General features: G+C 67.0%; 21 protein-coding genes and 1 riboswitch. Of the genes, 10 read left to right on the top strand and 11 right to left on the bottom strand.

From position 1 onward, the window contains the following. Positions 1-7 precede the first annotated feature (7 nt). Positions 8-1,030: a DctP family TRAP transporter solute-binding subunit gene (locus LFT45_RS01230; RefSeq protein WP_236806155.1), complete on the bottom strand. Its 1,023-nt coding sequence runs from the start codon at positions 1,028-1,030 to the stop codon at positions 8-10. A gap of 47 nt (positions 1,031-1,077) precedes the next feature. Continuing rightward, positions 1,078-2,430, bottom strand: a complete 1,353-nt coding sequence (locus LFT45_RS01225) for an NAD(P)H-dependent oxidoreductase (protein WP_236806154.1) — start codon at positions 2,428-2,430, stop codon at positions 1,078-1,080. A gap of 184 nt (positions 2,431-2,614) precedes the next feature. On the opposite strand from LFT45_RS01225, the gene LFT45_RS01220 reads away from it, so the two are divergent. Together LFT45_RS01220 and LFT45_RS01215 are read left to right on the top strand one after the other, a co-directional pair. Continuing rightward, positions 2,615-3,664: a LacI family DNA-binding transcriptional regulator gene (locus LFT45_RS01220; RefSeq protein ID WP_236806153.1), complete on the top strand. Its 1,050-nt coding sequence runs from the start codon at positions 2,615-2,617 to the stop codon at positions 3,662-3,664. 15 nt (positions 3,665-3,679) lie between these two features. Continuing rightward, entirely contained in the window at positions 3,680-3,991 is a 312-nt protein-coding gene (locus tag LFT45_RS01215) for a putative quinol monooxygenase (RefSeq protein ID WP_236806152.1), read from the top strand. 51 nt (positions 3,992-4,042) lie between these two features. Here LFT45_RS01215 and LFT45_RS01210 read toward each other — a convergent pair whose 3' ends face one another. Continuing rightward, positions 4,043-5,047, bottom strand: a complete 1,005-nt coding sequence (locus LFT45_RS01210; RefSeq protein ID WP_236806151.1) for a LacI family DNA-binding transcriptional regulator — start codon at positions 5,045-5,047, stop codon at positions 4,043-4,045. A gap of 144 nt (positions 5,048-5,191) precedes the next feature. Here LFT45_RS01210 and LFT45_RS01205 point away from each other — a divergent pair, with 144 nt between their 5' ends. The 4 genes from LFT45_RS01205 to LFT45_RS01190 all read left to right on the top strand — a co-directional run bounded on the left by LFT45_RS01205 (position 5,192) and on the right by LFT45_RS01190 (position 9,054). Further along, positions 5,192-6,370, top strand: coding sequence for a Gfo/Idh/MocA family protein (locus tag LFT45_RS01205; RefSeq protein ID WP_236806150.1), 1,179 nt, complete (start codon positions 5,192-5,194; stop codon positions 6,368-6,370). Beyond that, positions 6,367-7,383, top strand: coding sequence for a sugar phosphate isomerase/epimerase family protein (locus LFT45_RS01200; protein WP_236806149.1), 1,017 nt, complete (start codon positions 6,367-6,369; stop codon positions 7,381-7,383). Before LFT45_RS01205 ends, LFT45_RS01200 begins: the two co-directional genes overlap by 4 nt. Before the next feature lie 175 nt (positions 7,384-7,558). Further along, positions 7,559-8,353, top strand: coding sequence for a FadR/GntR family transcriptional regulator (locus LFT45_RS01195; protein ID WP_236806148.1), 795 nt, complete (start codon positions 7,559-7,561; stop codon positions 8,351-8,353). Continuing rightward, positions 8,350-9,054, top strand: coding sequence for a cache domain-containing protein (locus tag LFT45_RS01190; protein ID WP_236806147.1), 705 nt, complete (start codon positions 8,350-8,352; stop codon positions 9,052-9,054). Before LFT45_RS01195 ends, LFT45_RS01190 begins: the two co-directional genes overlap by 4 nt. 33 nt (positions 9,055-9,087) lie before the next feature. Here LFT45_RS01190 and LFT45_RS01185 read toward each other — a convergent pair whose 3' ends face one another. The 6 genes from LFT45_RS01185 to LFT45_RS01160 form a co-directional block, all read right to left on the bottom strand. Further along, a complete protein-coding gene (locus tag LFT45_RS01185; RefSeq protein ID WP_236806146.1) occupies positions 9,088-10,083 on the bottom strand; it encodes a substrate-binding domain-containing protein in 996 nt (331 codons plus the stop codon). 173 nt (positions 10,084-10,256) lie between these two features. Then, positions 10,257-10,787 carry a YbhB/YbcL family Raf kinase inhibitor-like protein gene (locus tag LFT45_RS01180; RefSeq protein ID WP_236806145.1) on the bottom strand — a complete coding sequence of 177 codons (531 nt, stop codon included), beginning with the start codon at positions 10,785-10,787 and terminating at the stop codon, positions 10,257-10,259. Between the two features lie 9 nt (positions 10,788-10,796). Beyond that, a complete protein-coding gene (locus LFT45_RS01175; protein WP_236806144.1) occupies positions 10,797-11,762 on the bottom strand; it encodes a carbohydrate kinase family protein in 966 nt (321 codons plus the stop codon). A 64-nt stretch (positions 11,763-11,826) separates the two neighbouring features. Beyond that, complete coding sequence (locus LFT45_RS01170; protein ID WP_236806143.1) at positions 11,827-13,020, bottom strand: fatty acid desaturase family protein; 1,194 nt, start codon at positions 13,018-13,020, stop codon at positions 11,827-11,829. A 14-nt stretch (positions 13,021-13,034) separates the two neighbouring features. Continuing rightward, a complete protein-coding gene (locus LFT45_RS01165; protein ID WP_236806142.1) occupies positions 13,035-14,153 on the bottom strand; it encodes a ferredoxin reductase in 1,119 nt (372 codons plus the stop codon). A 317-nt stretch (positions 14,154-14,470) separates the two neighbouring features. Then, entirely contained in the window at positions 14,471-15,292 is an 822-nt protein-coding gene (locus tag LFT45_RS01160) for an alpha/beta hydrolase (protein WP_236806141.1), read from the bottom strand. 203 nt (positions 15,293-15,495) lie between these two features. Between LFT45_RS01160 and LFT45_RS01155 the strand changes: the two genes are divergently transcribed. From LFT45_RS01155 to LFT45_RS01145, 3 genes are all read left to right on the top strand, one after another. After that, positions 15,496-16,602 (top strand): GTP pyrophosphokinase, encoded by a 1,107-nt coding sequence (locus LFT45_RS01155; RefSeq protein ID WP_236806140.1) that lies wholly within the window; start codon positions 15,496-15,498, stop codon positions 16,600-16,602. Positions 16,603-16,609: 7 nt separating this feature from the next. Next, complete coding sequence (locus tag LFT45_RS01150; RefSeq protein ID WP_236806139.1) at positions 16,610-18,112, top strand: SulP family inorganic anion transporter; 1,503 nt, start codon at positions 16,610-16,612, stop codon at positions 18,110-18,112. A gap of 180 nt (positions 18,113-18,292) precedes the next feature. Continuing rightward, positions 18,293-18,458, top strand: a riboswitch (cyclic di-AMP (ydaO/yuaA leader). Between the two features lie 3 nt (positions 18,459-18,461). After that, entirely contained in the window at positions 18,462-19,196 is a 735-nt protein-coding gene (locus tag LFT45_RS01145) for an NlpC/P60 family protein (RefSeq protein WP_236806138.1), read from the top strand. 192 nt (positions 19,197-19,388) lie between these two features. On the opposite strand, the gene LFT45_RS01140 is transcribed toward LFT45_RS01145, so the two are convergent. After that, complete coding sequence (locus LFT45_RS01140) at positions 19,389-20,528, bottom strand: GGDEF domain-containing protein (RefSeq protein ID WP_236806137.1); 1,140 nt, start codon at positions 20,526-20,528, stop codon at positions 19,389-19,391. A gap of 153 nt (positions 20,529-20,681) precedes the next feature. On the opposite strand from LFT45_RS01140, the gene LFT45_RS01135 reads away from it, so the two are divergent. Continuing rightward, a complete protein-coding gene (locus LFT45_RS01135; protein WP_236806136.1) occupies positions 20,682-21,719 on the top strand; it encodes a bile acid:sodium symporter family protein in 1,038 nt (345 codons plus the stop codon). On the opposite strand, the gene LFT45_RS01130 is transcribed toward LFT45_RS01135, so the two are convergent. Further along, positions 21,716-23,116 (bottom strand): LLM class flavin-dependent oxidoreductase, encoded by a 1,401-nt coding sequence (locus tag LFT45_RS01130; protein WP_236806135.1) that lies wholly within the window; start codon positions 23,114-23,116, stop codon positions 21,716-21,718. The two genes, LFT45_RS01135 and LFT45_RS01130, sit on opposite strands and share 4 nt — an antisense overlap. Positions 23,117-23,141 lie beyond the last annotated feature (25 nt).

The following is a 23,141-nucleotide window of genomic DNA, read 5'->3' as shown; positions in this document are numbered from 1 at the left end:
AAGGGGGTTACTTGGCTGCGGCGATCGCCTGGTCGAAGAATTCCTTGCCGATCAGCTTCGAGAAGTCCGGGTAGAGGCTCTTGGAGACGGCCTTGAACTGCTCGATTCCCGCGGCGGTGGGCTCGTTGGCCTTCATGCCCTTGGCGGTGAGCTCGTCGAGCTGCTTTTTGGACTGCTCCTCGTCGTAACCGGTCTTGAAGGTGGCGGTCTCAGCCGAGGCGTCCGTCAGGATCTTCTTCTGGTCCTCGTTCAGCGAGTCCCACTTCTTGGAGGACAGGGCCAGGACCCAGGCGTCGTTGATGTGGTGCGTCAGCGAGACGTACTTCTGGACCTCGGAGAACTTGTTGGTCCACGGCACCTCGATCGGGTTTTCTTGGCCGTCGATCGTGCCGGTCTGCAGGCCGGTGAAGACCTCGGAGAACGCCATGGTGGTGGGGCTGGCGCCCAGCTTGCCGAAGAAGTCCGTCCACAGCGGGTTGCCAGGCACGCGGATCTTCAGGCCCTTCAGGTCCGAGGGCTGCTCGATGGGGCGTTCGGAGTTGGTGATCTGGCGGCCGGTCCGGGTGAGGAAGGACAGGGCAACGGTGTTCTTTTCCTTGAGCTTTTCCTTCAGTACGTCGCCCGGCTTGCCCGCCAGGAACGCAGCTTCTTCCTTCGTGTCATCGAAGAGGTAGGGAATGCTGATCGCGTTCATTTCCGGCACCACCGACGCGTACACCGACGTCGACAGGATCAGCGCGTCCAGCGACCCGCCCTGCAGCCTCGTAACAGCGGCGTTCTGGTCACCGCTGAAACTCGTACCGTTCGGCACCACCGTGACAACCACCGAACCGTTGGAGGTCTTCTTCACCTGGTCTGCGAAGTGCTGGGCAGAGACACCCACCGAGGAGGTCAGTGGATCCGGGATGGACAGCTGGATCTTGGCCACCGGCGAGCCGCCGCCGGGCGCACCGGAGGCGCAGCCGGCGAGGACGGAAGCGGCGAGGGTGCATGCCAGCACTCCGGTGAGGGCGCGGGTCTTCGATTTCATGTGATGCCTTTCTTCATTGGAAGGAGTCTTGTGGGTTGCTGGATGAATTAGGAGGTCAGCGCGGCTTCGGTAACAAGCGCCTCGGTTTCGCGGCGCAGCTCGAGTGCCTGGGCGAGCGAGTCGTCCATGATGACGTCTTCCCAGCGGACGGTGGCACCCTTGGCGACGTCGGCACGGAGCTCGACGTGGTGCGCCAGGGCTACCGGCAGGGCGCCGATTTCGACCGAGTGCTTGGCAGAGACAAGCTTGCCCCAGACCGTGAAGCCGCCCTCGCCGTCGAGGAATTCGCCGGCCTTCAGGTCCTTCTTGGCGGTGGCGACGACGTCACCGAAGAAGCCGATCGGCGAGCCGGTGGCAATGCCGCGGAGGGCTGCGTTGGCGATGGACATGTTCAGCTCGAGGCCCACGTAGTGGTACGGGCGGTACAGGGCGGCGTACTGGCCGGTGGGGTCCGGGTGCCACGGGTATTCGTTGAAGCAGCCGGAGACGTAGCCGTTGGTGGCCTTGACCACCACGAAGACGCCTTCCTGGGTGTTGTGGCTGATCCAGCTGCCGTCGCGGTTGACGCTGGACATGACGTCCACGCTTCCCTCGTGCGCCAAGGCACCCCCGACGTCGGCCGGGCGGCAGATGGTGGCGATCTCTTCCACGTCGCCCGGGGTGAAGCTCAGCCCGTTGTCCGACGGCGTGAGGCCGGCGCCGTTGGCGACGGCTGCCATCTCGATGGATGCCTTGGTGCCGTCACGGAAGGAGGTGTGCATGTACGGGTTGAGCTGGCCGGAGTCGGTGAGCTCCTTGGAGAACTCCCAGTTTTCCCAGACGTTGTCCGGGTTCATCTCGTGGTAGTGCTCGAGGTACTTGGCGCCCTTGCCGGCACATACGACGTCGAAGCCGCTGGTCCGCGCCCAGTCCACCAGTTCCATGATGAGGGCGGGCTGGTCGCCGTACGCCATGGAATAGACGACGCCGGCCTCTTCCGCGCGCTTGGCGAGGGCTGGACCGGCGAGGGCGTCGGCCTCGACCGTGACCATGATGATGTGCTTCTTGGTTTCGATCGCCCGCAGCGCGTGCTTTACGCCGACGATCGGGTTGCCCGTGGCTTCAACGATGACGTCGATGTCGACGTCGAACAGCTCATCGGCGTTTGCCACGATGGTGGTGGAGCGGTTCTCCAGCGCGGTGGCGATGTCCGGAGCGATCTGGTTCTGTGGCCAGCCGACCAGCTCGAAAGCGCCCTCAGCCCGCTTCACATTGATGTCAGCGATAGCCACTACGTGGATGCCCGGGATGTTGTTTGCCTGGGCCAGGTACATGGTGCCGTACCGTCCGGCCCCGATGAGGCCCACTCGAATGGGACGGCCCTGGTTCTCGCGGTCGCTAAGAAGCTTGTGAAGGTTCATGGGGATCTCTCTGATTGATGTCTGACAAAGAGAGACGACCTCCACCGTGGGGGCGGTGGAGCAGCTCTTCGTCGTTGCTGCTGTGATTTGGGCTACCGAGTGGAACCGGTTCCACTTTTGTACCAGTCAGTGTTAGGCTGTGTCAACAGATGTCGGTGAAGACCACCGGTTGCAAGGAGGAGCATTGAAGAAGGCGCCCACTATCCGCGATGTGGCGGCAGCGGCGGGGGTCTCCGTGTCCGTGGTGTCGCGGGTGCTGAACCCGGACTCCGGCCCGGTCGCCCCGGCCAAGCGCGAACAAGTCCTGAGTGTCATCAGTGAACTCGGGTACCGTCCCCGCGCCGCGGCGCGCGAACTCAGCGCGGGCCATGCCCTCACCGTCGGCCTGGTGGTCACGGACCTCGCCAACCCGTTCTTCGCCCAACTGGCGGACCGCGTTGTATGGGAGGCCCGCAGCCACGGTGTACAGGTGGTGGTCATGACCACGCAGGAGGACCCGCACCTTGAGGCGGAATCCCTGGACACGCTCCTGGACCGTTCGGTGGGCGGCGTCATCGCCACGCCAACCGGCGGAAACATCGAGAAATGGGAGCGCCTGCGGGACCTCGGGGTAAACGTGGTCTTCGTGGACCGCGCCATCGCCGAACTCAGCGACGTCGACGTCGTCAGCATCGAAAACTCCGACTCGGCCCGGCGCGCAACCGATCACCTCATCGCCCTGGGCCACGAGCGGATCGCCCTCATCACCGGCCCCGCCAGCACGTCCACCGGGCGTTCCCGGATCGGCGGTTATCGGGCCGCCCTCGAAAGCGCCTCAATAAGCCCCGACCCCATGCTGGTCCGGGACGTCCCCTTCCGCGGAGACGGCGGGGGCGACGCCGTCGGGTCCCTCCTGGCATCCCCGGACGCCCCCACCGGGCTGATCGTCGCCAATACCGCCCAGGTGCAGAGCTCAGTCCGGCGCCTCGTCCAGATGGGCGTGCGGATACCCGACGACCTCTCGGTTATCGTTTTTGACGACAACCCGTGGACCGAACTGACAAGCCCTCCGCTCAGCGTGATCCGGCAGCCGATCGGCATGCTGGCGGTGCATTCCCTCGAACTCGTCCTCGGCCGGATGCAGGGCCGGCTCCCCGCGGGTGCCAGGACCATCGAAGTCAAGGCGGATTTTGTGCCGCGCAGCAGCTGCGTTGCACCGGCCCGCCTCGTCGCCAGCAAGTCCGCAACCAGATAAGGAAAAGGAAAACCCATGACCGTAGTTGTCACCGCCATGTTCACACCCAAGGAAGGCGCCTTCGACGACGTCGTGGCCGCCCTGTCCCCCGCCATCGCGGAGGTCCACGAGGAGCCGGGCTGCGAACTGTACGCCATCCACGAAGCCCCGAACGGCCAGATTGTCATGATCGAAAAGTGGGAAAGCGCCGAGCTCCTCGATGCACACGGCGCCGGCGAGCCCGTCAAGCGCCTGAACGCCTCCCTTGAGGGACTCCTGGCGGAACCGGTGGAGGTCACGCGACTGACCGCAATCCCCGCCGGCACCAGCGCGCAGGGCGCACTCTGACCTGAAGGCTCAGGCCTGAAGAAAACGACGGCGGCCCCTTGCCTGCGCAGGTCAGGCGGGGGCCGCCGTCGAACGTCTGACCACCAACTCGGGGTCCACCAGATTCGTTTGGACCGGGAGTTCCGGATCGTTCATGCGGCCCAGCAGGGCCTTTGCGGCCCCGGCGCCCACCTCGCCGTTGCGGCCGTCGATGGTGGTCAGGCGCAGCAGATTCGCCGATGCGAGCGGCGAATTGTCATAGCCGATCAGGGAAAGATCCTCCGGAATCCGCCGCCCCCGGTCCCGCGCCGCGGCCGCCACACCCATTGCCATCACATCGTTGGCCGCAAAAATCGCCGTGATCGCGGGGTTCTGGTCCAGGAGCCTCAGCGCACCCTCGTAGCCGTCCGGCTCCATCGTCTGCCCGAGGCCCTGCGCTGTGTGTGGCCGAAGCCCGTGACTGCGCATCGCGGCCTCAAACCCCTGCGCCCGCAGCCGGGCGGCGCCGCCCCCGCCGGTCACATGGCCGATTTCCCGGTGCCCGAGCCCGATCAGGTGCTCGGTGGCCAGGCGGCCGCCGGCTTCGTCGTCGTTGGCGATGATATCCGCCCCCGGGACCACGACGTCCCGGTTACCCGCCACCACCGCAGGAACGTCGACGGCGGCGAACATCTCCTCCGTGGGCTCGGTCGCGATCACTATGCCGTCCACCCGCAAGGACATGAGTCCGTCCACCGGCGTCCGGTCCAGGCGGGCGTTGAACGACGGGTCGGCGACGGCCACCCGGAAGCCGAGCGGGGCAAGCTCGTCGTGCAGCCCGCCCAGCAGGCTGACGAACCAGAGGTTCCGGTAGTCGTCCAGAACGACGCCGATGGTCCGGGACCGATTGCCGGCCAGGGTCGCTGCCGCCCGGCTCGGGCGGTAGTTCAGCCTTTCGATGGCCTCCTCGACGGCGGCCCGGCGGGCGGCGGATACGCCCGGGGCGCCGCGCAGGACCAGCGAGACCAGGGATTTCGATACCCCGGCCGCGGAGGCAACGTCGTAAATGTTCGGGCGTTTTCCGGTCTCCTGGGTCACTCTGCAATTGTCGCCCATGCGCTGACCTTTTAGGGATATTGACAGGACAAAGTTCCGCCCCTATCGTGTTTATGGAGCGCTCCATTTTGCGTCCCACGTTACAGCGGCCGAGTCCCGCAAAGCCCGTTTCAAAGGAGAAAACCAATGCCCAAAGATCTCGGCGTAGCCGTCATCGGGGCGGGCATGGCCGGCAAGGCCCACGCCGCCGCCTTCCGCACCGCATCCGCCCTGTACAACCCCGTCTTGCCGCCGATCCGGCTCGTTTCCATCGGCGACATTAACCCGGAGTTCGGTTCCCTTGCAGCACGGCGCTTCGGCTACGAGCGCAACGACACCTCATGGCAGGCAATCGCCGAGGCCGAGGACATCGACGTCGTCAGCGTTGTCATCGCCAACTCGCTGCACCGGGAAGTCGTTGAGGGCCTCCTTGCCGCCGGCAAGCACGTATTGTGCGAGAAACCGCTGAGCGACACCCTGGAGGACGCCCGGGCCATGGCCGACGCCGCCCGCAGCGCATCCTCGATCGCGCGCATCGGCTTCACGTTCCGCCGTACCCCGGGCATCGCCTACATCCGCGACCTCATCCGGAACGGGACCCTGGGCCGGGTGCTGCACTTCAGCGGCCGCTACTGGACCGACTACGGTTTCAGCCCGGAGGCGCCGATGAGCTGGCGCTACAAGGGCGGCCCCGGCTCCGGCGCGCTGGCCGACGTCGGAAGCCACCTGGCGTACGTTTCGGAGTTCCTCTGCGGCGACATCAAATCCATTAGCGGCGGCCGCCTCAGCACGGCCATCGACAAGCGGCCCCTGCCGCTGGGCGCCGTCATCGGACACGACCACGCCGCCGTCAGCGACACCTATGAGGCCGTGGAGAACGACGACTACGCAGCCTTTTCCGCCGAGTTCGAAAACGGCGCCGGCAGCTTCGAGGTCTCCCGCGTGGCAGCCGGCCACGCGAACAGCCTCAACTTCGAGGTCTTCTGCGAGAACGGCTCCGCGAAGTTCGACCAGCGCCGCCCCGGTGAGATCCAGCTCTTCCTCAACGACGGCTCCGGCCACGAAAGCGGCTACCGCCAGGTCATCCTCGGCCCGGGCCACCCCTACATCGCCGGCGGCCTTGCCATGGACGCCCCCGAGGTCGGCTTCGGCCAGAACGACGCGTTCGCCTACCAGTCGCGTGCGTTCCTCGAAGAGGTCGCCGGCCTCAGCGAAGCGGAATCCCTGCCGCGCTGCGCCACCTTTGACGAAGGCGTCCGCAACATGGAACTGCTCGCCGCCGTCACCGAATCAGCCCTGAACAACGGAAAGATGATCACGCTATGAAGCTCGGCGTCTACAACGCGATCCTGCACGACCGCCCGCTGCCCGAGGCCCTGAAGGTCGTCGCCGGCCTGGGCCTGACCGGCATCGAAATCAACTCCGGCGGATTCCTGCCGGCGGTGCACGTTCCCACCTTCGACGACATCCTCGAAAGCGACGCCGCGCGCGATGACTACCTGGCGATCTTCGAGGGCACCGGCGTCTCCATCGCGGGGCTGAACTGCAACGGCAACCCGCTGCACCCCAACCGCGCCATCGGCGACAAGCACGCCGAGGACATCCGCCGCTCCATCCGCCTGGCCCACCGCCTCGGACAGAACCGCGTGGTCACCATGTCCGGCCTCCCCGGCGGGGAACCCGGCGCCACCGTGCCGAACTGGATCGTCAACGCCTGGAACTCCGCGGCGCTGGACGTCCTCGACTACCAGTGGGGCGTCGCCGCCAAGTTCTGGAAGGAGACCGACCGGCTCGCCGCCGACCTCGACGTCAAGGTGGCCCTGGAACTGCACCCGCAGAACCTCGTCTTCAACCCCGCCGACGTGTACAAGCTGGTCGAACTGACCGGCGCCACCCACGTAGGCGTCGAGCTCGACGCCTCCCACCTGTTCTGGCAGCAGATGGATCCGGTGGCCGTGGTCCGCGAACTCGGCCCACTGGTCTTCCACGCAGCCGCCAAGGACGTGCGCGTCAACAAGGACACCGCCGCCATCTACGGTGTCCTCGACAACCGCTTCCGCCGGCTCTCCCCCGAGGAAAACCGGACCAACCTCGGCGGCGACGAGTGGGCCAACGAATGGCCCAAGCCCGCCGCCTGGGACTTCGTCGCCCTCGGCAAGGGCCACGACACCGCCTACTGGACCGAGTTCCTGCGCGCCCTCCACGAGGTGGACCCGAACATGCTCGTCAATATCGAACATGAAGACGTCGAACTGGGCCGCATCGAAGGGCTCGAGGTCGCCGCTACGGTCCTGAAGGATGCGGACGCAGCCTTGGCTGCCTCGCAGGTCTTCCACTAACCGGGGCACAACATGGGCGTGCCGCCCAGCGCGAGTTCTCTCTGAGATCTCGACTGGGCGGCACGCCTTCGTCTTTCCCGGCCGGCGGAGGACGGTCGAGGCTGCGGCCAGAAGTCGATAGTCTAAAACTTATTGTTATCTGTTGAATTCGCGCGACGAGGAGCGGGCCGGGCATATGCCGAATGAAGTGCGGGACGACGGCGGTTCCGTGTCCCTCCGCGCCCTGGAAATGGCTGCCCAGGTCCGGCCCCAGGGGCAGGTCATCTCCGGCCGCGCCGAGCAGGTGACGCTTCAGCTTGAGAGCGCCATCGGGATGGGACTGCTCAACCCGGGCGAGCGGCTTCCGCCGGAATCGGTCATGGCCGAGCACCTGGGCGTATCGCCGCTCACCCTCCGCCAGTCCCTCGCGGTGCTGCGGAGCAAGGGACTCCTCGGCACCCGCCGGGGGCGCGGCGGCGGAAGCTACGTCGCAGGCGTGCTCCCGGTCCGGGAGGCGGAGATCGCCCAGCAACTGCGCCGGCACAAGAGCGACGACCTGCGGGACCTCATTGACCTGGCGGCCGCCACAGCCGGCTCAGCGGCACGGCTGGCATCCAGGCGCTCCGATGAGCAGGACGTGCGGCGCCTCCGCAAACTTGCCCAGCGGTTCGCGTCCAGCTCGGAGCCGCACATGCTGCGGCAGGCTGATGCCCGGCTCCACATCGGACTGGGCGTCGCGGCGCAGTCCCGCCGCCTTACCGCCCTGCTGATCCAGATCCACGCCGAGCTGTCCCCGCTGACGTGGGGCCAGGCGTGGCTGGACGGGCACACCACCGCCGTCGCGGAGCACGAGGCACTCCTCGACGCCATCGCCGAGGAGGACCCCGGCAAAGCAGAGAACATCGCCATCTCACACTTCGAACGGGAAGGTGCCTTCATCATCAACCAGCGCCTGGCCATCCTCACCTCGGACCTGGCGGACCAGCGGTGAACCCCATCAATGAGATCCTGCAGTCGACGGCCCAGGCCCTGGGCCAGAGCCTCGCGAGCGTGTTCGCCGACCTGGCAGTCCTGGCCGATGCCACCACGGACATTCTTGCGTCGCCGGGGACATCGAGGACCAAGCTCGAGTCCCTCAGGCCCGTCGTCGAGGACATTGTCCTCAAGCAGGCGGGCCTCGTGGACAGCGCCGGGGTGTCCGTCACCTCGGGGCTGTTCACCGACGCCGACGCGTGGCACCAGTGGTGGAGCCTCGTCGGGGGGAAACTGGTGTTCATCCCCCACAATCTCAACCCCGCGTCCATCAACTACTACGACTACACGGAAATGACCTGGTACGAGCGGCCCCTGGCGTCCGGCAGGCCCGAGCTCATCGGCCCCTATATTGATTTCGGCGGCGCGGACATGAAAATCGTCACCGCTTCACGCCCGGTGCTGCACGAACAGCGGCCCGTGGCGGTGGCGGGAGCAGACCTCTCAATGGAGTCCATCGAGCGCACCTTCCTGCTGAACCTCGGGCGCCGGGACGAACACGTTGCCTTGATCACGGAATCCGGCAAGGTGGTGGCGTCCAACAGCGCCCGGTTCGCCCCCGGCACACGCTTCGAAGGCCCCCGCAGCGGCCCCGGGTCAGTTTCCGTGCCAGTGGCGGACCTCGCAGCACCCCCGTGGCGCCTCGTCGCCGACGAGTGAACCTGGGGCGTCGGCAGGCGTAACCTGCGGGGCCTATCGGATGCCTTGGTCCGAGAACTTCACCACGTCCGCCGCGTTGGACTTGTCGACGATGGTGGGCCCGGTGAGCACGGGCTGCCCGCCGCCGAGCTTGAAGCCGCCCCGCTTGACCTGCCACAGGGCGTCCACGGAACCGTAGCCTTGGAGCCACGGCTGCTGGTCCACCGTGAACAGCACGGTGCCGTCCGCGATCTTCTGGGCGAGTTCCTTGTTCAGGTCGAAGGAGGCAACCTTCGCCGAGCTGCCCGCAGTGGCGACGGACTTCAGCAGGGTGAGCGTGACGGGTGCCCCCAGGCCGATGATGACGTCGGCGTCCTTGGCCGCCTGCAGCTTGGCCGTTGCCGTTGATTCCACGGACGTCATGTCGGCGCCGTTCACGTACAGGATCTCGGTTCCCGGGACCTTGGACTTCACGCCGGCGCAGCGCGCTTCCAGCCCCACGTGCCCCTGGGCCTGGATCACACAGACAGGGTGCTTGAAGTTCTCCGCCGCCAGCTTCTCACCCACCGCCTGCCCGGCCAGTTGCTCGTTGGAGCCGAAGTGCGTGAAGGCCCCGAGCTCCTTGGAGACTTCCTCACCGGCGTTCAGGCTCACGATGGGGATGCCGGCGTCAGAGGCCTTCTTGAGCGAATCTTTCAGCGCACCGGGCGTGGCCAGGGTGACGGCGATCCCGTCCACCTTCTGGTCCACGGCCTGCTGGATCAGCTGCGCCTGCCGGCCTGCCTCGGGATCGTTCGTGTAGAGGAGCTCCACGTTGTCCTTTGCCGCAGCTTCCTCGGCCCCCTTCCGCACGGTGTCCCAGAAGGTGTCGCCCGCCGGAGCGTGCGTGATCAGCGCAATCTTCATGCGCGGAGTCGAGGCAGCCTGGCCCCCGCCGCCCCCGCTGTTGGCTTCCGGCGCCCGCCCGCCCTGGCTGGAGCATGCCGTCAAAGCCAGCATCGGGATTGCAACCGCGGCCACCGCTGCGCGGCGCCAAAAAAACTTCTTCACTGGTGATCTCCTTCGATCGCGTCCAGATGATCAGGGAAGCCACACCCCCGAATCTTCCCGGCCGGGGAAGAGCAGTGTGACCGAGCGCACTTGGAGCGCTCCAGTAATCGAGAATAGAAGCAGGAGTTTGTCCTGTCAATAGCTCTATTTGGCCGGCAGGGGCACTGGCAGCCTTACCGCTGGAAGACGCCGGTCAGTGTGGCCGTGCCCAGCACGTGCCGGGTGAACTCGGAGCCCAGCCCGGCAGGCTTCGCCCCCGCCCCTCCCGGCAGCTCCTCGACATCCAGCGCGTAGACCGTCACGATGTAGCGGTGCGGGCCGTGCCCCGGCGGCGGGGCCGCCCCCAGGTAGCCGCGGAAGCCGCCGTCGTTCTTCAGTTGCACCGCGCCGGGCGGGAGCTGCGGGCCGCCCTCGGCCCCGGCCCCCTCCGCCAGCGACGTAACATTCGCCGGGATATTGAGGACCGCCCAGTGCCAGAACCCGCCCGCGCCCGGCGCGTCCGGGTCAAACACGGTCACGGCGTAGCTCCTGGTCCCATCGGGCGCCCCGCTCCAGCTCAGCTGTGGGGATTCGTCGGCGCCGCCCGCATGCATCCTGCCGCTGCGCTGCGGCGGCGGCAGGATTCCGCCGTCCTCGAAGGAGCGGCTGGTGAGTCCGAACGCGGGGACGTCCGGCAGGTTGGAAAACGGGCCCGGCGATGTCATGGCTGCTCCTCAGATGGTGGGAACTTCGGCTTCCTCTGCTGCGGATTCGATGTGGTTGAGCTCCGCCCGGGTGGGCGGATTGGCGCCTGCACGGGACACAGTCACCGCTGCCGCGCGGGAGGCGTGGGCCAGCAGGGCGGTGAGCCCCGCGGCCGGGAGGGCCCGCAGGTCCGCCCGGTTCTGGGCGCCAGCCAGGCCGCGGTCCACCACGCCGGAAAGCAGCGCGGCCATGAAGGAATCCCCTGCGCCAACGGTGTCCGCCACCTCCACGCGGGGCGCCGCGAACTCGGCCTCGCCCGCGGCGGCGATACCCCACGGCCCGGCAGCACCGCGCGTCACCACCACCATGGCCGGCCCCTCAGCGCCGCCAAGCTGCAGCCAGCGCCGCGCGGACTCCAGCGGGTCCACCCCGGGGTAGAGCCAGGCGAGGTCCTCGTCGGAGGCCTTGACGATGTCCGAGAGGGTCACGAACTTTTCCGCCTGCCGGCGGGCATATTCGGCGTCCGTGATGATGCTGGGGCGGCAGTTGGGGTCGAAACTGATGGTCGCCGCCGGATGGGCATGTTCGACGGCGGCCAGCACCTCCGCGGCGCCGGGCGCCAGCATGGTGGCGATGGAGCCGGTGTGCAGCAGCGTGGTCCCCTGCAGCATGAACGGCAGCCGTTCCGCCAGGCCGGGGAGCTCCCAGGCGAGGTCGAACGTGTAGGTGGCGGCGCCGTCGTCGTCCACCAGCGCGGTGGCCACGCTGGTGGGCAGCCCGTCCGGGGCCTGCGGGAGCATGACGGAACTCGCCCGCAGGTGGGCGGCAACCGACTCACCGTAGGCGTCCCGGCCGTACCGGCCGACGAACTGCACCGGGTGCCCGAGGCGGGCGAGCCCGACGGCGACGTTGAGCGGGCTGCCGCCCACATGGGCTTCGATTCCGGAGCTGCGCTGGACCACGTCAACGAGGCCCTCGCCGATAACAGTGAGCATGGTCATACTCTGCCAGAGAACGCCGCCCGGCGCCCGGGTCCTTCCAAAGAAGGTTGCCCGGAAGCTATGCCTTCTTTCCCGGCAGCGCGAGCTTGAAGACCTTCGCCCAGGAAGATCCCACCTGCTTCAGCAGGGGCCCGGTGGTGTACGGGAGGCCGTAGCGCTGGCAGATTTCCTGCACCTTCGGCGCCACTTCCCCGTACCGGTTGGACGGCAGGTCCGGGAACAGGTGGTGTTCGATCTGGTGGGACAGGTTCCCGGTCATGATGTGCATGAACTTGGAGCCGGAGATGTTGGCCGAGCCGATCATCTGGCGGACGTACCAGTCGCCGCGGGTTTCGCCTTCGACCATTTCCTCGGTGAAGGTGTCCGTCCCTTCGGGGAAGTGTCCGCAGAAGATCACGGCGTGGGCCCACACGTTGCGGACCGCGTTGGCGGTGAGCGTTCCCATGAGCGCCTGCTTGCCCGAGCCGGTGAGCATGGCGACGGCCGGGGTGGCGGCATAGTCCTTGGTGAACTGCTTCAGGGCCTTGACGCCGAGCGCTTTGAGGTCACGGACCATGGCCTCCTTGGACTTCTTGCCCTCCTTGTATTCGACGAGCTCGAGGTCGTAGACCGCGATGCCCCATTCGAAGATCGGGGCCAGGATCGCGTTGTACAGCGGATTGCCCAGGTTGCGCGGGGTCCACGGCTGGTCCTCGTCCATGCGCAGCAGGTTGTATCCGACGTCATTGTCCTTGCCCACCACGTTGGTCCAGCGGTGGTGCAGGTCGTTGTGGGTGTGCTGCCACGAACGCGCCGGGGTCACGAAGTCCCATTCCCACGTGGTGGAGTGGATGTCCGGATCGCGCATCCAGTCCCACTGGCCGTGCAGGATGTTGTGGCCGATCTCCATGTTTTCCAGGATCTTGGCGAGGCTGAGCAGGCTGGTTCCCGTGACCCAGGCGGCCTTGTTCCGGCTCACCAGCAGCGTGGCGCGTCCCGCGATCTCCAGCCCGCGCTGGATCTTGATCACCCGCCGGATGTAAGCGGCGTCGGAGGCTCCGCGCTTGGCAAGGATCTCATCCTTGATGGCATCCAGCTCGCGGCCGAGCTCTGCCACCTGCTCGTCGGACAGGTGTGCGGCGGCGGGCGGGCGCACGGTGGGCCGGCCGGAGGCGGCCAGTGCCCCCGGCCGCGGCTTGGCAACCGGCTTGTCCGTGGAGACGCCGGCGGTGGACTTTGTAGTCGCGGCTGTGCGATCGGATATTGCAGTCATGCTTGTGATGCTCCTCAGATGTCGAGGTTAACGGGCCCGGCGGCTGCCGAAACGCACGTCTGGATTAGTTGGCCCGGATCACCGTGGACTTCGCCGGTGCGCAGGTCCCGGACCTGCCCTGCACGCAGGGGCAGCAGGCAGCTGTGGCAGATGCCCATGCGGCAGCCGCTGGGCATGAGGACCCCGGCGTCTTCGCCGACGTCAAGGAGGGGGGTATCGCCGTCGGCCTCAACCTCGCGGTCGGAGGCCTCAAAGGTGACCAGGCCGCCGTCGTGCCCAACGCCCGCCAGCAGGCTCGTGTTGAAGCGTTCGATGATGAGGTTTACCGGGTCCGCCGCGAAGGGGCCCGTGGCCCCTTCTGCGCGGGCTGACTTGGAGTCCTTGGGATGGGCGGCCGCTTCGGCGGCCCACAGGGCTTCTGCATCATCGAGGAACCCTTCCGGGCCGCAGGCGTAGGCAGCGCGGCGACGCCAGTCCGGGCACAGGCTGTCCAGTCCGTCGGCCGAGCCGAAGTCCATCCGGCCACGCTCGCCGGTAAACCAGTGAGTGACACGGAAGTTGGGGAACTGGTCCGCGAGCTCGGAAAGTTCCTCACGGAAAATGCTGTCCTCCGGCCTGCGGGCGGAATGGATCAGCACCACATCGGCGTCGGGGCGGTGCGGCACCAGCGTGCGGACCATGGACATCACGGGGGTGATCCCACTGCCGGCGGTGAGCATCAGGAGAGGCCGCGGATGTTCGGGGAGGACGAAGTCGCCCTGCGGCGGCGCCAGGAACAGGACGTCCCCGGGCCGGGTGTTGCGGACAAGAACGCCGGACACGGCACCCATGTCGCTCACGGTGATGGCGGGATCCTCCCCTGCCGGAGCGCTGAGCGAATAGGACCGCCAGTGCCGGACGCCGTCGAGCTCCACGCCGATCCGTGCCCACTGGCCGGCTTTATGGGCCTTCCAGCCGCGGCCGGGCCGGAAATAAATGGTGGCCGAATCCGGCGTTTCGGGGATAACTTTGGTGACCACCCCGCGCAGCTGCCGGGCAGAAAACACCGGGTCAAAGAGCGCGAGGATGTCCTCCGGCGCAAGGGGTGTGGTCAGAACAGACGCCGCGCGCGCCAATTTGCGGAGCCGGATCATGCTGTCCGCTTCCTGCCGGGCTCACCCATGTGTATCTCCTAGTGAAACCCATGATCGAAATATGTTGACTGTCCCCCAACTACAAGAGTCCCCCATGCCGGTGCCACTAGCAACCGGCGTCCGCATCGCGGGGCACTGGACCACGCGAGAAAGGCGTGGCGCGTTGCGGGCCATGTGCAATATTCCTCCGTTGTGACGCCTGCGGGCTTTTGCGGTAGATGATAAGCATACTTACCGCCGGAGCGCATGCACCCCCTGCGCCCACGTCAATGCAACGAACGGGCGTCGGAGGAGTTCCCCCGCTAACGCCGGAGCGCCTACAGCTGCAGCAGCTCCTGCACCAGCTCGCGGCACTTGCGGTAGGACGGCGCCTTCGGGTCGATGAGCGAGAAGTGGTCGCCCGGGACCTTAACCACCTGGACCGGCGCCCCGGCTGCGCGGGCGGCGGTGGCGTAGGCCTCGGACTGGCTCACTGGCACGGTGTCATCGTCAAGCCCGTGGACCGCGTACACCGGGATGGAGAGCGGCACGGCGCTCATCGGGTCCGCGTACTTGTGGCGCTTGGGGTACCTTTCGGCGGAGCCGCCCAGTAAGTTGCTGACGGCGCCGTTGCTGAGGTCGAGCCACTCCGCCTGCGCGAGGTTGAGCAGCCCGGACTGGCTGACCACGCCAGCCAGGTGGACGGCCTCACCGTTGAGGTTCCGGTCGACCTGCCGGTCGGCGTCGGCCGCGCCGAGTCCCGCAAGCCGGTCCCGGCCCGCCGCCCAGACGGCCAGGTGCCCGCCGGCGGAGTGCCCCAGCGCCACCACGCGGTTCAGGTCGAGGTCGTGCTCACCGGCCACCTCACGGAGCTTGTCGATCCCGGCGAGGACATCCTCGAACGTCCGCGGCCACCCGCCGCCGTTGCCGGCCCGGCGGTACTCCAGGTTCCAGGCCACGAGGCCGTGCGCCGCGAGGTCTTTCGCCAGCGGTTCGCCCAGTTCAGCGCCGTACTGTGAGCGCCAGTAGCCGCCGTGGATCACCACAACGATGCCTCGCGTGGATGGCTGCTTGCCGTTGCGCGAGGCGGGTGTTTCCGGCAGGAAGAGCTCGCCCCACTGGCTGGGGTGGTCACCGTAGTGGTACTTCTGCCGCTTCACTGCATCCTCCTAGGATCCTCCGAACGGGGCGCCGGCCCCTCCTTGCCGCCTCCCGCGCGCCCGGGGTCCGGGGTTGCAGGGCACAGCGGCGCACAACAGCCATGCCCCGAGCCTACATGGACGCCGCTCCCGTGGGGCAGAAGGGGCTGCAGTGGCGAGGGTGTCACCCGGCTGCTGTCGCATCGCCTTGATAGTTTGGATCCATGGCAAGCAACTGGGATCGCCTGGACGTCACTCAGCGCGACTCCGTGCAGGAAAACGTGGAGCTCTACGAGCGCGTCCGGCCTGCCCTGAAGCTTGTCACCCGGGAAGTCCTGCAGATACTGCGGACCATGCTCAAGGACACCGAGGTCACACCGCTGTTCGTGACCGGCCGGACCAAGTCGGTGGACTCCTTCCGGGAAAAGATCTCCCGGACCGAGGAACCGCTGGAAGAGGGCGGGCAGCGGCTGCTGAAGTTCCCGGACCCATTCCGCACCCTCAACGACATGGTGGGCGTGCGCGTCATCACCAAGCTGCCGGCGGAGAACGCACTGGTGGCCAACCTGATAAAGCGCCAGCGGCACCTCTTCGACTGCCGCGGCGACAGGGAAAAGGACATCGGCTCGATCGAGTCCGGAACCTACGGCTACTCCAGCCGGCACCTGATCCTGCGCACCATCCAGAACGATGTCGTGAAGAACTACCAGCAGGGCTTCAACGCCGACGTCCCGCCGAACGGCAGCTACTTCTTCGAATGCCAGATCCGCACGGTGTTCGCGCATGCTTGGAGCGAGATCGAGCACGACATCCGGTTCAAGGCCGAGGACCCGCGGGCGTGGACGCCGCACTTCGACCGCCAGTTCACCGCCACCGCCGCCATGCTGGAGACGGTGGAGACGGCCTTCGCCGACCTGCACGAACGCTACGAGGAGGTCCGCAGCTACTGGGACCTGGACGGAGAGGGCGCGGCGCAGCTCACCCCCAACCGCATCCGCGACGTGTGGCGTACCCTGCTCCCGCACGTTGACCGTAAAGTGGATGACGACTGGGGATGGGCAGCCGAACTCTTGGCGGCCCACGGACTCAAGCAGACCGTCCAGCTTGCCGGGCTGCTCAGCGCCAACCGGATCACCGAGGTCCGCAGGGCCCTGGACCACCGCTACTCCCCCGGCCCGGACCGCCTGCTGGATGACCTCCTGCTGTGGCAGTACGGCACCAAACACATCGACCTCACCGCCGAGGCGCCCGACGCCGTCCCCCACCCGCGGCGCGACAGCCTCCTGCGGCGGCTGAAGCAGATCGAGCGCTATCGCCAGACGAAGAAATAGAGTTTTCATGAAGCCCGAACAGCTCCAGTCCGTCCGGGCCACGCTCCGTTCCCCGCGGCGCCTCAAGACCGAGGCCCTCGCCGGACTGGTGGTGGCCCTCGCCCTCATTCCGGAAGCCATCGCATTTTCCGTGATCGCCGGAGTGGACCCCCGGATCGGACTGTTCGCCTCCTTCACCATGGCGGTGACCATCTCCTTCGTTGGCGGCCGGCCCGCCATGATCTCGGCCGCGACAGGCGCCGTCGCGCTGGTAATCGCGCCGCTGATGCGCAGCCATGGGCTGGACCACCTGATCGCCGCGGTGATCCTCGCCGGGATCTTCCAGATCCTGCTCGCCGTCCTGGGCGTCACCCGGCTCATGCGCTTCATCCCTCGCTCGGTGATGGTGGGCTTCGTGAACGCGCTGGCCATCCTCGTGTTCATGGCCCAACTGCCGGAACTGATCGGGGTTCCCTGGGCGGTGTATCCGCTGGTCGCCGCGGGCCTGCTGATCGTGATTGGCTTCCGCCGGATTACGACGGCGGTGCCGTCACCTTTGGTGGCCATCGTCCTCCTGACGGTCCTCGCCGTGCTCGCCGGCATCGACGTCCCCACTGTCCAGGACAAGGGCCGGCTCCCGGAAAGCCTGCCCACGCTGTTCATCCCCCAGGTGCCTCTGACGTGGGAAACCTTCCAGACCATCGCCCCGTTCTCGCTGTCCATGGCGCTCGTAGGGCTGCTGGAATCCCTGCTGACTTCCAAGCTGGTGGACGATATCACCGACACGCACTCCAACAAGACCCGCGAATCCTGGGGCCAGGGCGTGGCCAATATCATCACCGGGTTCCTGGGCGGCATGGGCGGCTGCGCCGTGATCGGGCAGACCATGATCAATGTCAAGGGCTCCGGCGCACGGAGCCGGGTGTCCACGTTCCTCGCCGGTGTCTTCCTGCTGGTGCTGGTAGTCACCTTGGGCGACATCGTGGGCCTCATCCCCATGGCCGCCCTCGTAGCCGTGATGATCTTCATCTCCGCCATCACTTTCGAATGGCACTCGGTTGCGCCCGCCACCCTGAAGCGGATGCCCAAGTCGGAAACCGCCGTCATGCTCATCACGGTGGGCACGGTGGTGGTCACTCACAACCTGGCGATCGGCGTCGGCGTCGGGGTGCTAGCGGCGATGGCGATGTTCGCCCGCCGGGTGGCCCATTTCGCCACCGTGGAGCGGACAGAAGTGGAGCTCAACGGCCGGACTGCAGCCACCTACACGGTGGACGGCGAACTGTTCTTCGCCTCCTCCAACGACCTTTACACGCAGTTCAACTACGCCCGCGACGCCGAACCTGACATCGACAAAGTGGTCATCGATCTGCACGCCTCACACCTTTGGGATGCCTCCACTATCGCCGTGCTGGACGCGGTCACGGAGAAGTACCGCAGGCATGGCCGGGAGGTGGAACTCATCGGCCTCAATTCAGCCAGCATCCAGATGCGGGAACGTCTGGCGGGGAAGCTTAACGCCGCAGAGTGAGCATTATCACTTCATGGCGCCCATTCCCTTTACTTGACGCGGATCAGCATGGCGGGAAGCGACACGGCCCCGTTACCTTAATGTGACATTCGGAAAAGCCTCCCGTACGGTGGAAAACGTGCCTCCTTCACCGACGAGGCACTCCCGCGCTGATTGCCTAACTCTGCCGCAGCCCGAGGAACCATTCGAATACCCATGTCCGGCAGAGACGGGGAAACCACTTTTCGGCCCGCTTGAAGTGGGCCTTGGGGTGAAGCCGCACAGTTCCTGACCACGCTCAGGACCGCGGCCGGGTGCCTCCCATCCGAATCCGACAGCTCACCTCGCAGGCATCGGGAGAGGCTTCTTCATGTCGTTCCGCTTTATTTCTGGCCGCCGTGCTGCGGTCATCCTTGCAGCATCCGGCCTGGCCTTCACCGGCAGCGTCGCAGCCAACGCGGCCAACGCTCCGGCCCAGCAGGCCAAGGCTCCCGCCGCCGCCCCCGCGACGGCTGGACAGTTCCAGGCTCCCCTCACCGCCGCCTCCAGCGTCAAGATTGCTTTTGAGCGCCCCGCGGTTAAGTCGGCTCCCGCTCCGGTAGTGGCAGCGCCCGTCGTCGAAAAGCCGGTTGTGAAGAAGGCTGCGGCGCCTGTCGCCCCCGTCACGGCAGCCCCGGCCGCTGCGCCAGCCAAGGTTGCAACCGCGCCGGCCGCACCTGCGCCCGCACCGAAGGTCACCGTCCAGGCTGCGGCTCCCGCGGCCAAGGCCCCCGTCAAGGCCGCCGCAGGCGTCAACGCCACCATGCTGGCCTCCGCTTACGCGCAGATCGGCATCACGCAGGACTGCACCGCCATGGTAGAGAAGGCCCTCGGCGCCGCCGGCATCCGTGTGGGTGACCTCGCGCCGATGCAGTTCCTGAGCCACGGCCGGGTCGTCTCCACCCCGCAGCCCGGCGACATGATTGTGCAGTCCGGCCACGTGGCCATCTACGCGGGCGGCGGCAAGGTCATCAGCGGCGGCATGAACGGTATCAACGCCACCATGGCCCACCCGCTGTCCTGGCTCACGGCCACCGGTCCCGTCACGTTCGTGCGCGCGGGCTAGCAGAGCTGAGAAACCGCCGTGTTCCGCTGCCTTGGGGGCGGCGGAACACGGCCACCCCCCAAGGTGCTCCCACCTTTCTACAAGGAGTAGGGAACACACTGTCTATGCCTGATGAAAGACCGCAGGCTCCGGCTGCGAGTCAGGATCGCCGGGTCCGGATTGTCCCCCATGCATTCCGGATCCGGTGCCGGCTCAGCCCCTGACCGTGCGGTTCCGCCCCTGTGACTTGGCTTCATAGAGAGCGACGTCGGCAGCCGCGATGACCTCGTCGAGGTCGGCGGTTGCCGCGTTGTAGGTGGAAATGCCGTAACTGACGGTCGGCATCCGCAGCAGTTCGGGGATGTGCTGCTCTGCCAGCCTCCTGCTGATTTCCCTCGCAATGATTTCAGCGCTCTTGGGGCCTGCGCCAGGAAGCAGGAGGATGAACTCCTCGCCGCCGTACCGCCCGGCAAGGTCCGTAGACCGGACCGATGCGCTGCACGCCTGGGCAAAGGCCCGCAGTGCAAGGTCGCCCGCCGCGTGGCCGAAGGTGTCGTTGACTGACTTGAAGTGATCGAGGTCTGCCAGGATCAGCGACCCGCCGCTGTTTGCAGCCTTGCTGCGTTCCAGCTCCTCGGCCGCCGCCTCCACGAAGGCACCGCGGTTCAGGAGGCCCGTCAGCCCGTCCTGGGTGGCGACCGTGCGCAGCGCCCGGGTCTGCTGCTCGGTGCTCAGCCCCGCCATGCTGAAGGAAACCACCACCAGCAGCACCATCGTGACCATCGTGGTCACCGCGGACCCGAAGTAGGTTGCAAAGACGGGACCGCTTGGCCCTTCGATGAGGAACACCACCAGGCGGCAAAAATAGAAGAATGCCACTCCGCCTGCCGCGATGGCCATGGGGATCCTGACCCGGGAGTACCCCGGTTCCAGCCGCCACAGTTCATGCGAGGCCAAGCCAATCAGCACAGCCATGGACGCGAGGAAGACAGCACCACCGGCCCACGTATTGGATCCCGGATTGTCGACCGCGGCGGCGGCGGCGGTGATGACCGGCAGCGCGACGGACAGCCAGATGTTGTGCTTCAGGTTCCGGAGGGAACGCGCGCCGGCCCAGACCCCTGCCGCGCCGGACACCAGCAGGAAGTCGCCCAGCGGATTGGCCCAGACCTGCTGCGCCGTGCCGTTCAGGAGGAAGGCCGCCGAGCCGGAAAGGAACAGGAGCAGGGCCGCGCACCACCAGGCACTGTAGGGCGAGCGGGTGCTGCGGAAGGTGGAAAAGTAGAACAGCAGCGCCAGAACCAGGGCCATCGCCGCGAAGGCAATCCGCAGTGTTGCCGTGTCTAGGATCATTCCGTCCCCTTGAATCCGATCCAGTGCAATCCAGTATCGCACCGGGAGCGCCCGGGGTCGCGCTGTGCGGCAGAGAATTTTGCCAGTACGACACATTTGTCTGACATCAGTCATGAATTGGCCGTCACGGCGGTCCGGTGCCAGCATTATTGAATGCTTGAGGCAACAAAAGACCCCAAAACCGCTCCCTCGGCCACGGAGGCCGGCGCTGCCCCCCTGAACCCGGCCCTCGCTGCGGAAGCGAAAATTGCGCGCGTCGCGGTGACCGTCTTTCCCCTTCTGGTGCTCGCAGCCGGCATCGCCGGGTTCCTGCTTCCCGGCGCCTTCAAGCCCCTTGGCCCGGCGGTCCCGTACCTGCTGGGAATCATCATGTTCTGCATGGGCCTGACGCTGACGCCACCAGACTTCACCGCGGTTGCCCGCAGGCCGTGGGCCGTGGTGCTGGGCATCGTGGCCCACTACGTGATCATGCCCGGGGCCGGCTGGGCGATCGCCACCCTCCTCCACCTGGAGCCCTCACTGGCAGTTGGCCTGATCCTAGTGGGCTGCGCGCCCTCCGGCACGGCCTCCAACGTGATGGCCTTCCTGGCCAAGGGCGATGTGGCCCTGTCCGTCGCCGTCGCCAGCGTATCCACGCTCATCGCCCCGGTGGTCACCCCCGTCCTGGTGCTGTTCCTGGCCGGTTCCTTCCTCACCATCGACGCCGGCGGCATGGTGCTGGACATCGTCAAGACCGTGCTGCTGCCGGTGATCGCGGGCCTGCTGGCCCGGCTGTTCCTCAAGAAGCTCGTCGCGAAGGCGCTGCCGGCGCTCCCCTGGGCATCCGCCGTCGTTATTTCCCTCATCGTGGCGGTAGTGGTGGCGGGAAGCGCCAGCAAGATCCTGGCGGCCGGCGGCATCGTGTTCCTGGCTGTGGTGCTGCACAACGGATTCGGCCTTGGCCTCGGCTACCTGGCCGGCAAGCTCGGCCGCCTCGACGACAAGGCACGCAGGGCCCTCGCGTTCGAGGTCGGCATGCAGAACTCGGGCCTGGCGGCAACGCTCGCCACCGCCCACTTCACCCCGCTGGCGGCCCTGCCCTCAGCAGTTTTCTCGCTCTGGCACAACATCTCGGGCGCAATTGTCGCCGCCTGGCTGGCCCGGAAGCCCCTGCAGGAACAGAAGCCTCTCCAGGAGAAGCAGGAAGCCTAAACCGCGGTGTTAACCGCGAGTTCCCTGGCGGCCGGTTCAGCGGAGTCAGCAGGGGCAAATCCGCTCGCGGGCCGCGGCAGCCCGTAGTGCTCGCGCAGCGTGTGCCCCGTGTACTGCTGGCGGAACAGCCCGCGGGCCCGCAGGATCGGGATGACGTGGTCCACGAAGGCGTCCAGGCCCGAGGGCAGCACCGGCGGCATGATGTTGAAGCCGTCCGCCGCGCCCTTCACGAACCACTCCTGAATGGCATCCGCCACCTGCTCGGGCGTCCCGGAGAAGGTGCGGTGCCCGCGGCCGCCGCCGAGCCTGCCGATGAGCTGCCGGACAGTGAGCCGCTCGCGCCGGGCGAGCTCCACGATCAAGGTGTACCGGCTCTTGGCCCCCTCAATGGCATCCTCCGACGGGAGGTCCTCGGGCAGTTGCGCATCAAGCGGCAGGGATTCGGGTGAAACCCGGAGGACTCCGGCCAACTGCTTCCGTGCATGCTCAGGATGGATGAGCTCATCGAGCTGCTTCTCCAGCCGCCGCGCCTCGTGCTCGGTGGAGCCGATGACCGGAACAATGCCCGGCAGAATCTTGATGTGTTCCGGGTTGCGGCCCACGGCGGCGGTCTTCCGCTTCAGGTCGGCATAGAAGCGCTGCGCCTCGGCCAGTGTCTGCTGCGCGGTGAACACGGCCTCGGCGTAGCGGGCGGCGAAGTCCTTGCCGTCTTCGGAAGAGCCTGCCTGCACGATCACCGGATGGCCCTGGGGTGATCGCGGCACGTCCAGGGGACCCTGGATCCGGAAGTAGCGGCCGGTGTGGTTGACGGCATGGACGCGTGAGCTGTCACCCCAGATCCCGGCCACCTTGTCCCCCACCGCGGCGTCGTCTTCCCAGCTGTCCCAGAGCTTCCTGGCGGCGTCCAGGAACTCTGCGGCGCGCTCGTAACGGCGCCAGTGTGCGGGCTGATCCTCCAGCGAGAAGTTCCGCGCTGCGGCCTCGCCGGCCGTTGTCACCACGTTCCAGCCGGCCCGGCCGCCGCTGATGTGGTCCAGCGAGGCGAACCTGCGCGCCAGGTTGTAGGGATCGTTGTAAGTGGTGGAGGCGGTGCCGATCAGCCCGATCCGCTTGGTCACGGCGGCGATGGCACTGAGCAGGACAGTCGGCTCGAGGGTCCCGTAGGGGCGCTGGCGCACGTCGCCGTGCAGCACGGGCGAGTCGGCGAAGAAGATCGAGTCGAAGGTGCCGCGCTCCGCCGTTCGGGCGAGCTGCTGGAAATGTGCCACCTGGGTTCCGGCAAAACTGTCGCTTTCGGGCAGCCGCCACGACGCCTCATGGTGTCCGGTGCTCATCAGGAAGGCATTCAGGTGGAGCTGGCGTGCGCCGCCGGCTTTGGCAGTGGTGCGTTCAGGCATGATCTGGTTCCTTGGGTTGGGAGGG

Origin of the sequence: Arthrobacter sp. FW305-BF8, from assembly GCF_021789315.1 — a bacterium.
Classification (GTDB): Bacteria; Actinomycetota; Actinomycetes; order Actinomycetales; family Micrococcaceae; genus Arthrobacter.
Note: the sequence above shows the minus strand (reverse complement) of the source record. Positions and strands in the feature narration are given on the sequence as shown.

Bases quoted from the DNA above. Each gene is read 5' to 3' on its own strand.
- LFT45_RS01140 (WP_236806137.1), bottom strand. From the start codon at position 20,528: ATGATCCTAGACACGGCAACACTGCGGATTGCCTTCGCGGCGATGGCC.
- LFT45_RS01195 (WP_236806148.1), top strand. From the start codon at position 7,559: ATGCCGAATGAAGTGCGGGACGACGGCGGTTCCGTGTCCCTCCGCGCC.
- LFT45_RS01215 (WP_236806152.1), top strand. From the start codon at position 3,680: ATGACCGTAGTTGTCACCGCCATGTTCACACCCAAGGAAGGCGCCTTC.
- LFT45_RS01150 (WP_236806139.1), top strand. From the start codon at position 16,610: ATGAAGCCCGAACAGCTCCAGTCCGTCCGGGCCACGCTCCGTTCCCCG.
- LFT45_RS01135 (WP_236806136.1), top strand. From the start codon at position 20,682: ATGCTTGAGGCAACAAAAGACCCCAAAACCGCTCCCTCGGCCACGGAG.
- LFT45_RS01225 (WP_236806154.1), bottom strand. From the start codon at position 2,430: ATGAACCTTCACAAGCTTCTTAGCGACCGCGAGAACCAGGGCCGTCCC.
- LFT45_RS01130 (WP_236806135.1), bottom strand. From the start codon at position 23,116: ATGCCTGAACGCACCACTGCCAAAGCCGGCGGCGCACGCCAGCTCCAC.
- LFT45_RS01200 (WP_236806149.1), top strand. From the start codon at position 6,367: ATGAAGCTCGGCGTCTACAACGCGATCCTGCACGACCGCCCGCTGCCC.
- LFT45_RS01175 (WP_236806144.1), bottom strand. From the start codon at position 11,762: ATGCTCACTGTTATCGGCGAGGGCCTCGTTGACGTGGTCCAGCGCAGC.
- LFT45_RS01170 (WP_236806143.1), bottom strand. From the start codon at position 13,020: ATGACTGCAATATCCGATCGCACAGCCGCGACTACAAAGTCCACCGCC.
- LFT45_RS01230 (WP_236806155.1), bottom strand. From the start codon at position 1,030: ATGAAATCGAAGACCCGCGCCCTCACCGGAGTGCTGGCATGCACCCTC.
- LFT45_RS01205 (WP_236806150.1), top strand. From the start codon at position 5,192: ATGCCCAAAGATCTCGGCGTAGCCGTCATCGGGGCGGGCATGGCCGGC.
- LFT45_RS01145 (WP_236806138.1), top strand. From the start codon at position 18,462: ATGTCGTTCCGCTTTATTTCTGGCCGCCGTGCTGCGGTCATCCTTGCA.
- LFT45_RS01155 (WP_236806140.1), top strand. From the start codon at position 15,496: ATGGCAAGCAACTGGGATCGCCTGGACGTCACTCAGCGCGACTCCGTG.
- LFT45_RS01180 (WP_236806145.1), bottom strand. From the start codon at position 10,787: ATGACATCGCCGGGCCCGTTTTCCAACCTGCCGGACGTCCCCGCGTTC.
- LFT45_RS01165 (WP_236806142.1), bottom strand. From the start codon at position 14,153: ATGATCCGGCTCCGCAAATTGGCGCGCGCGGCGTCTGTTCTGACCACA.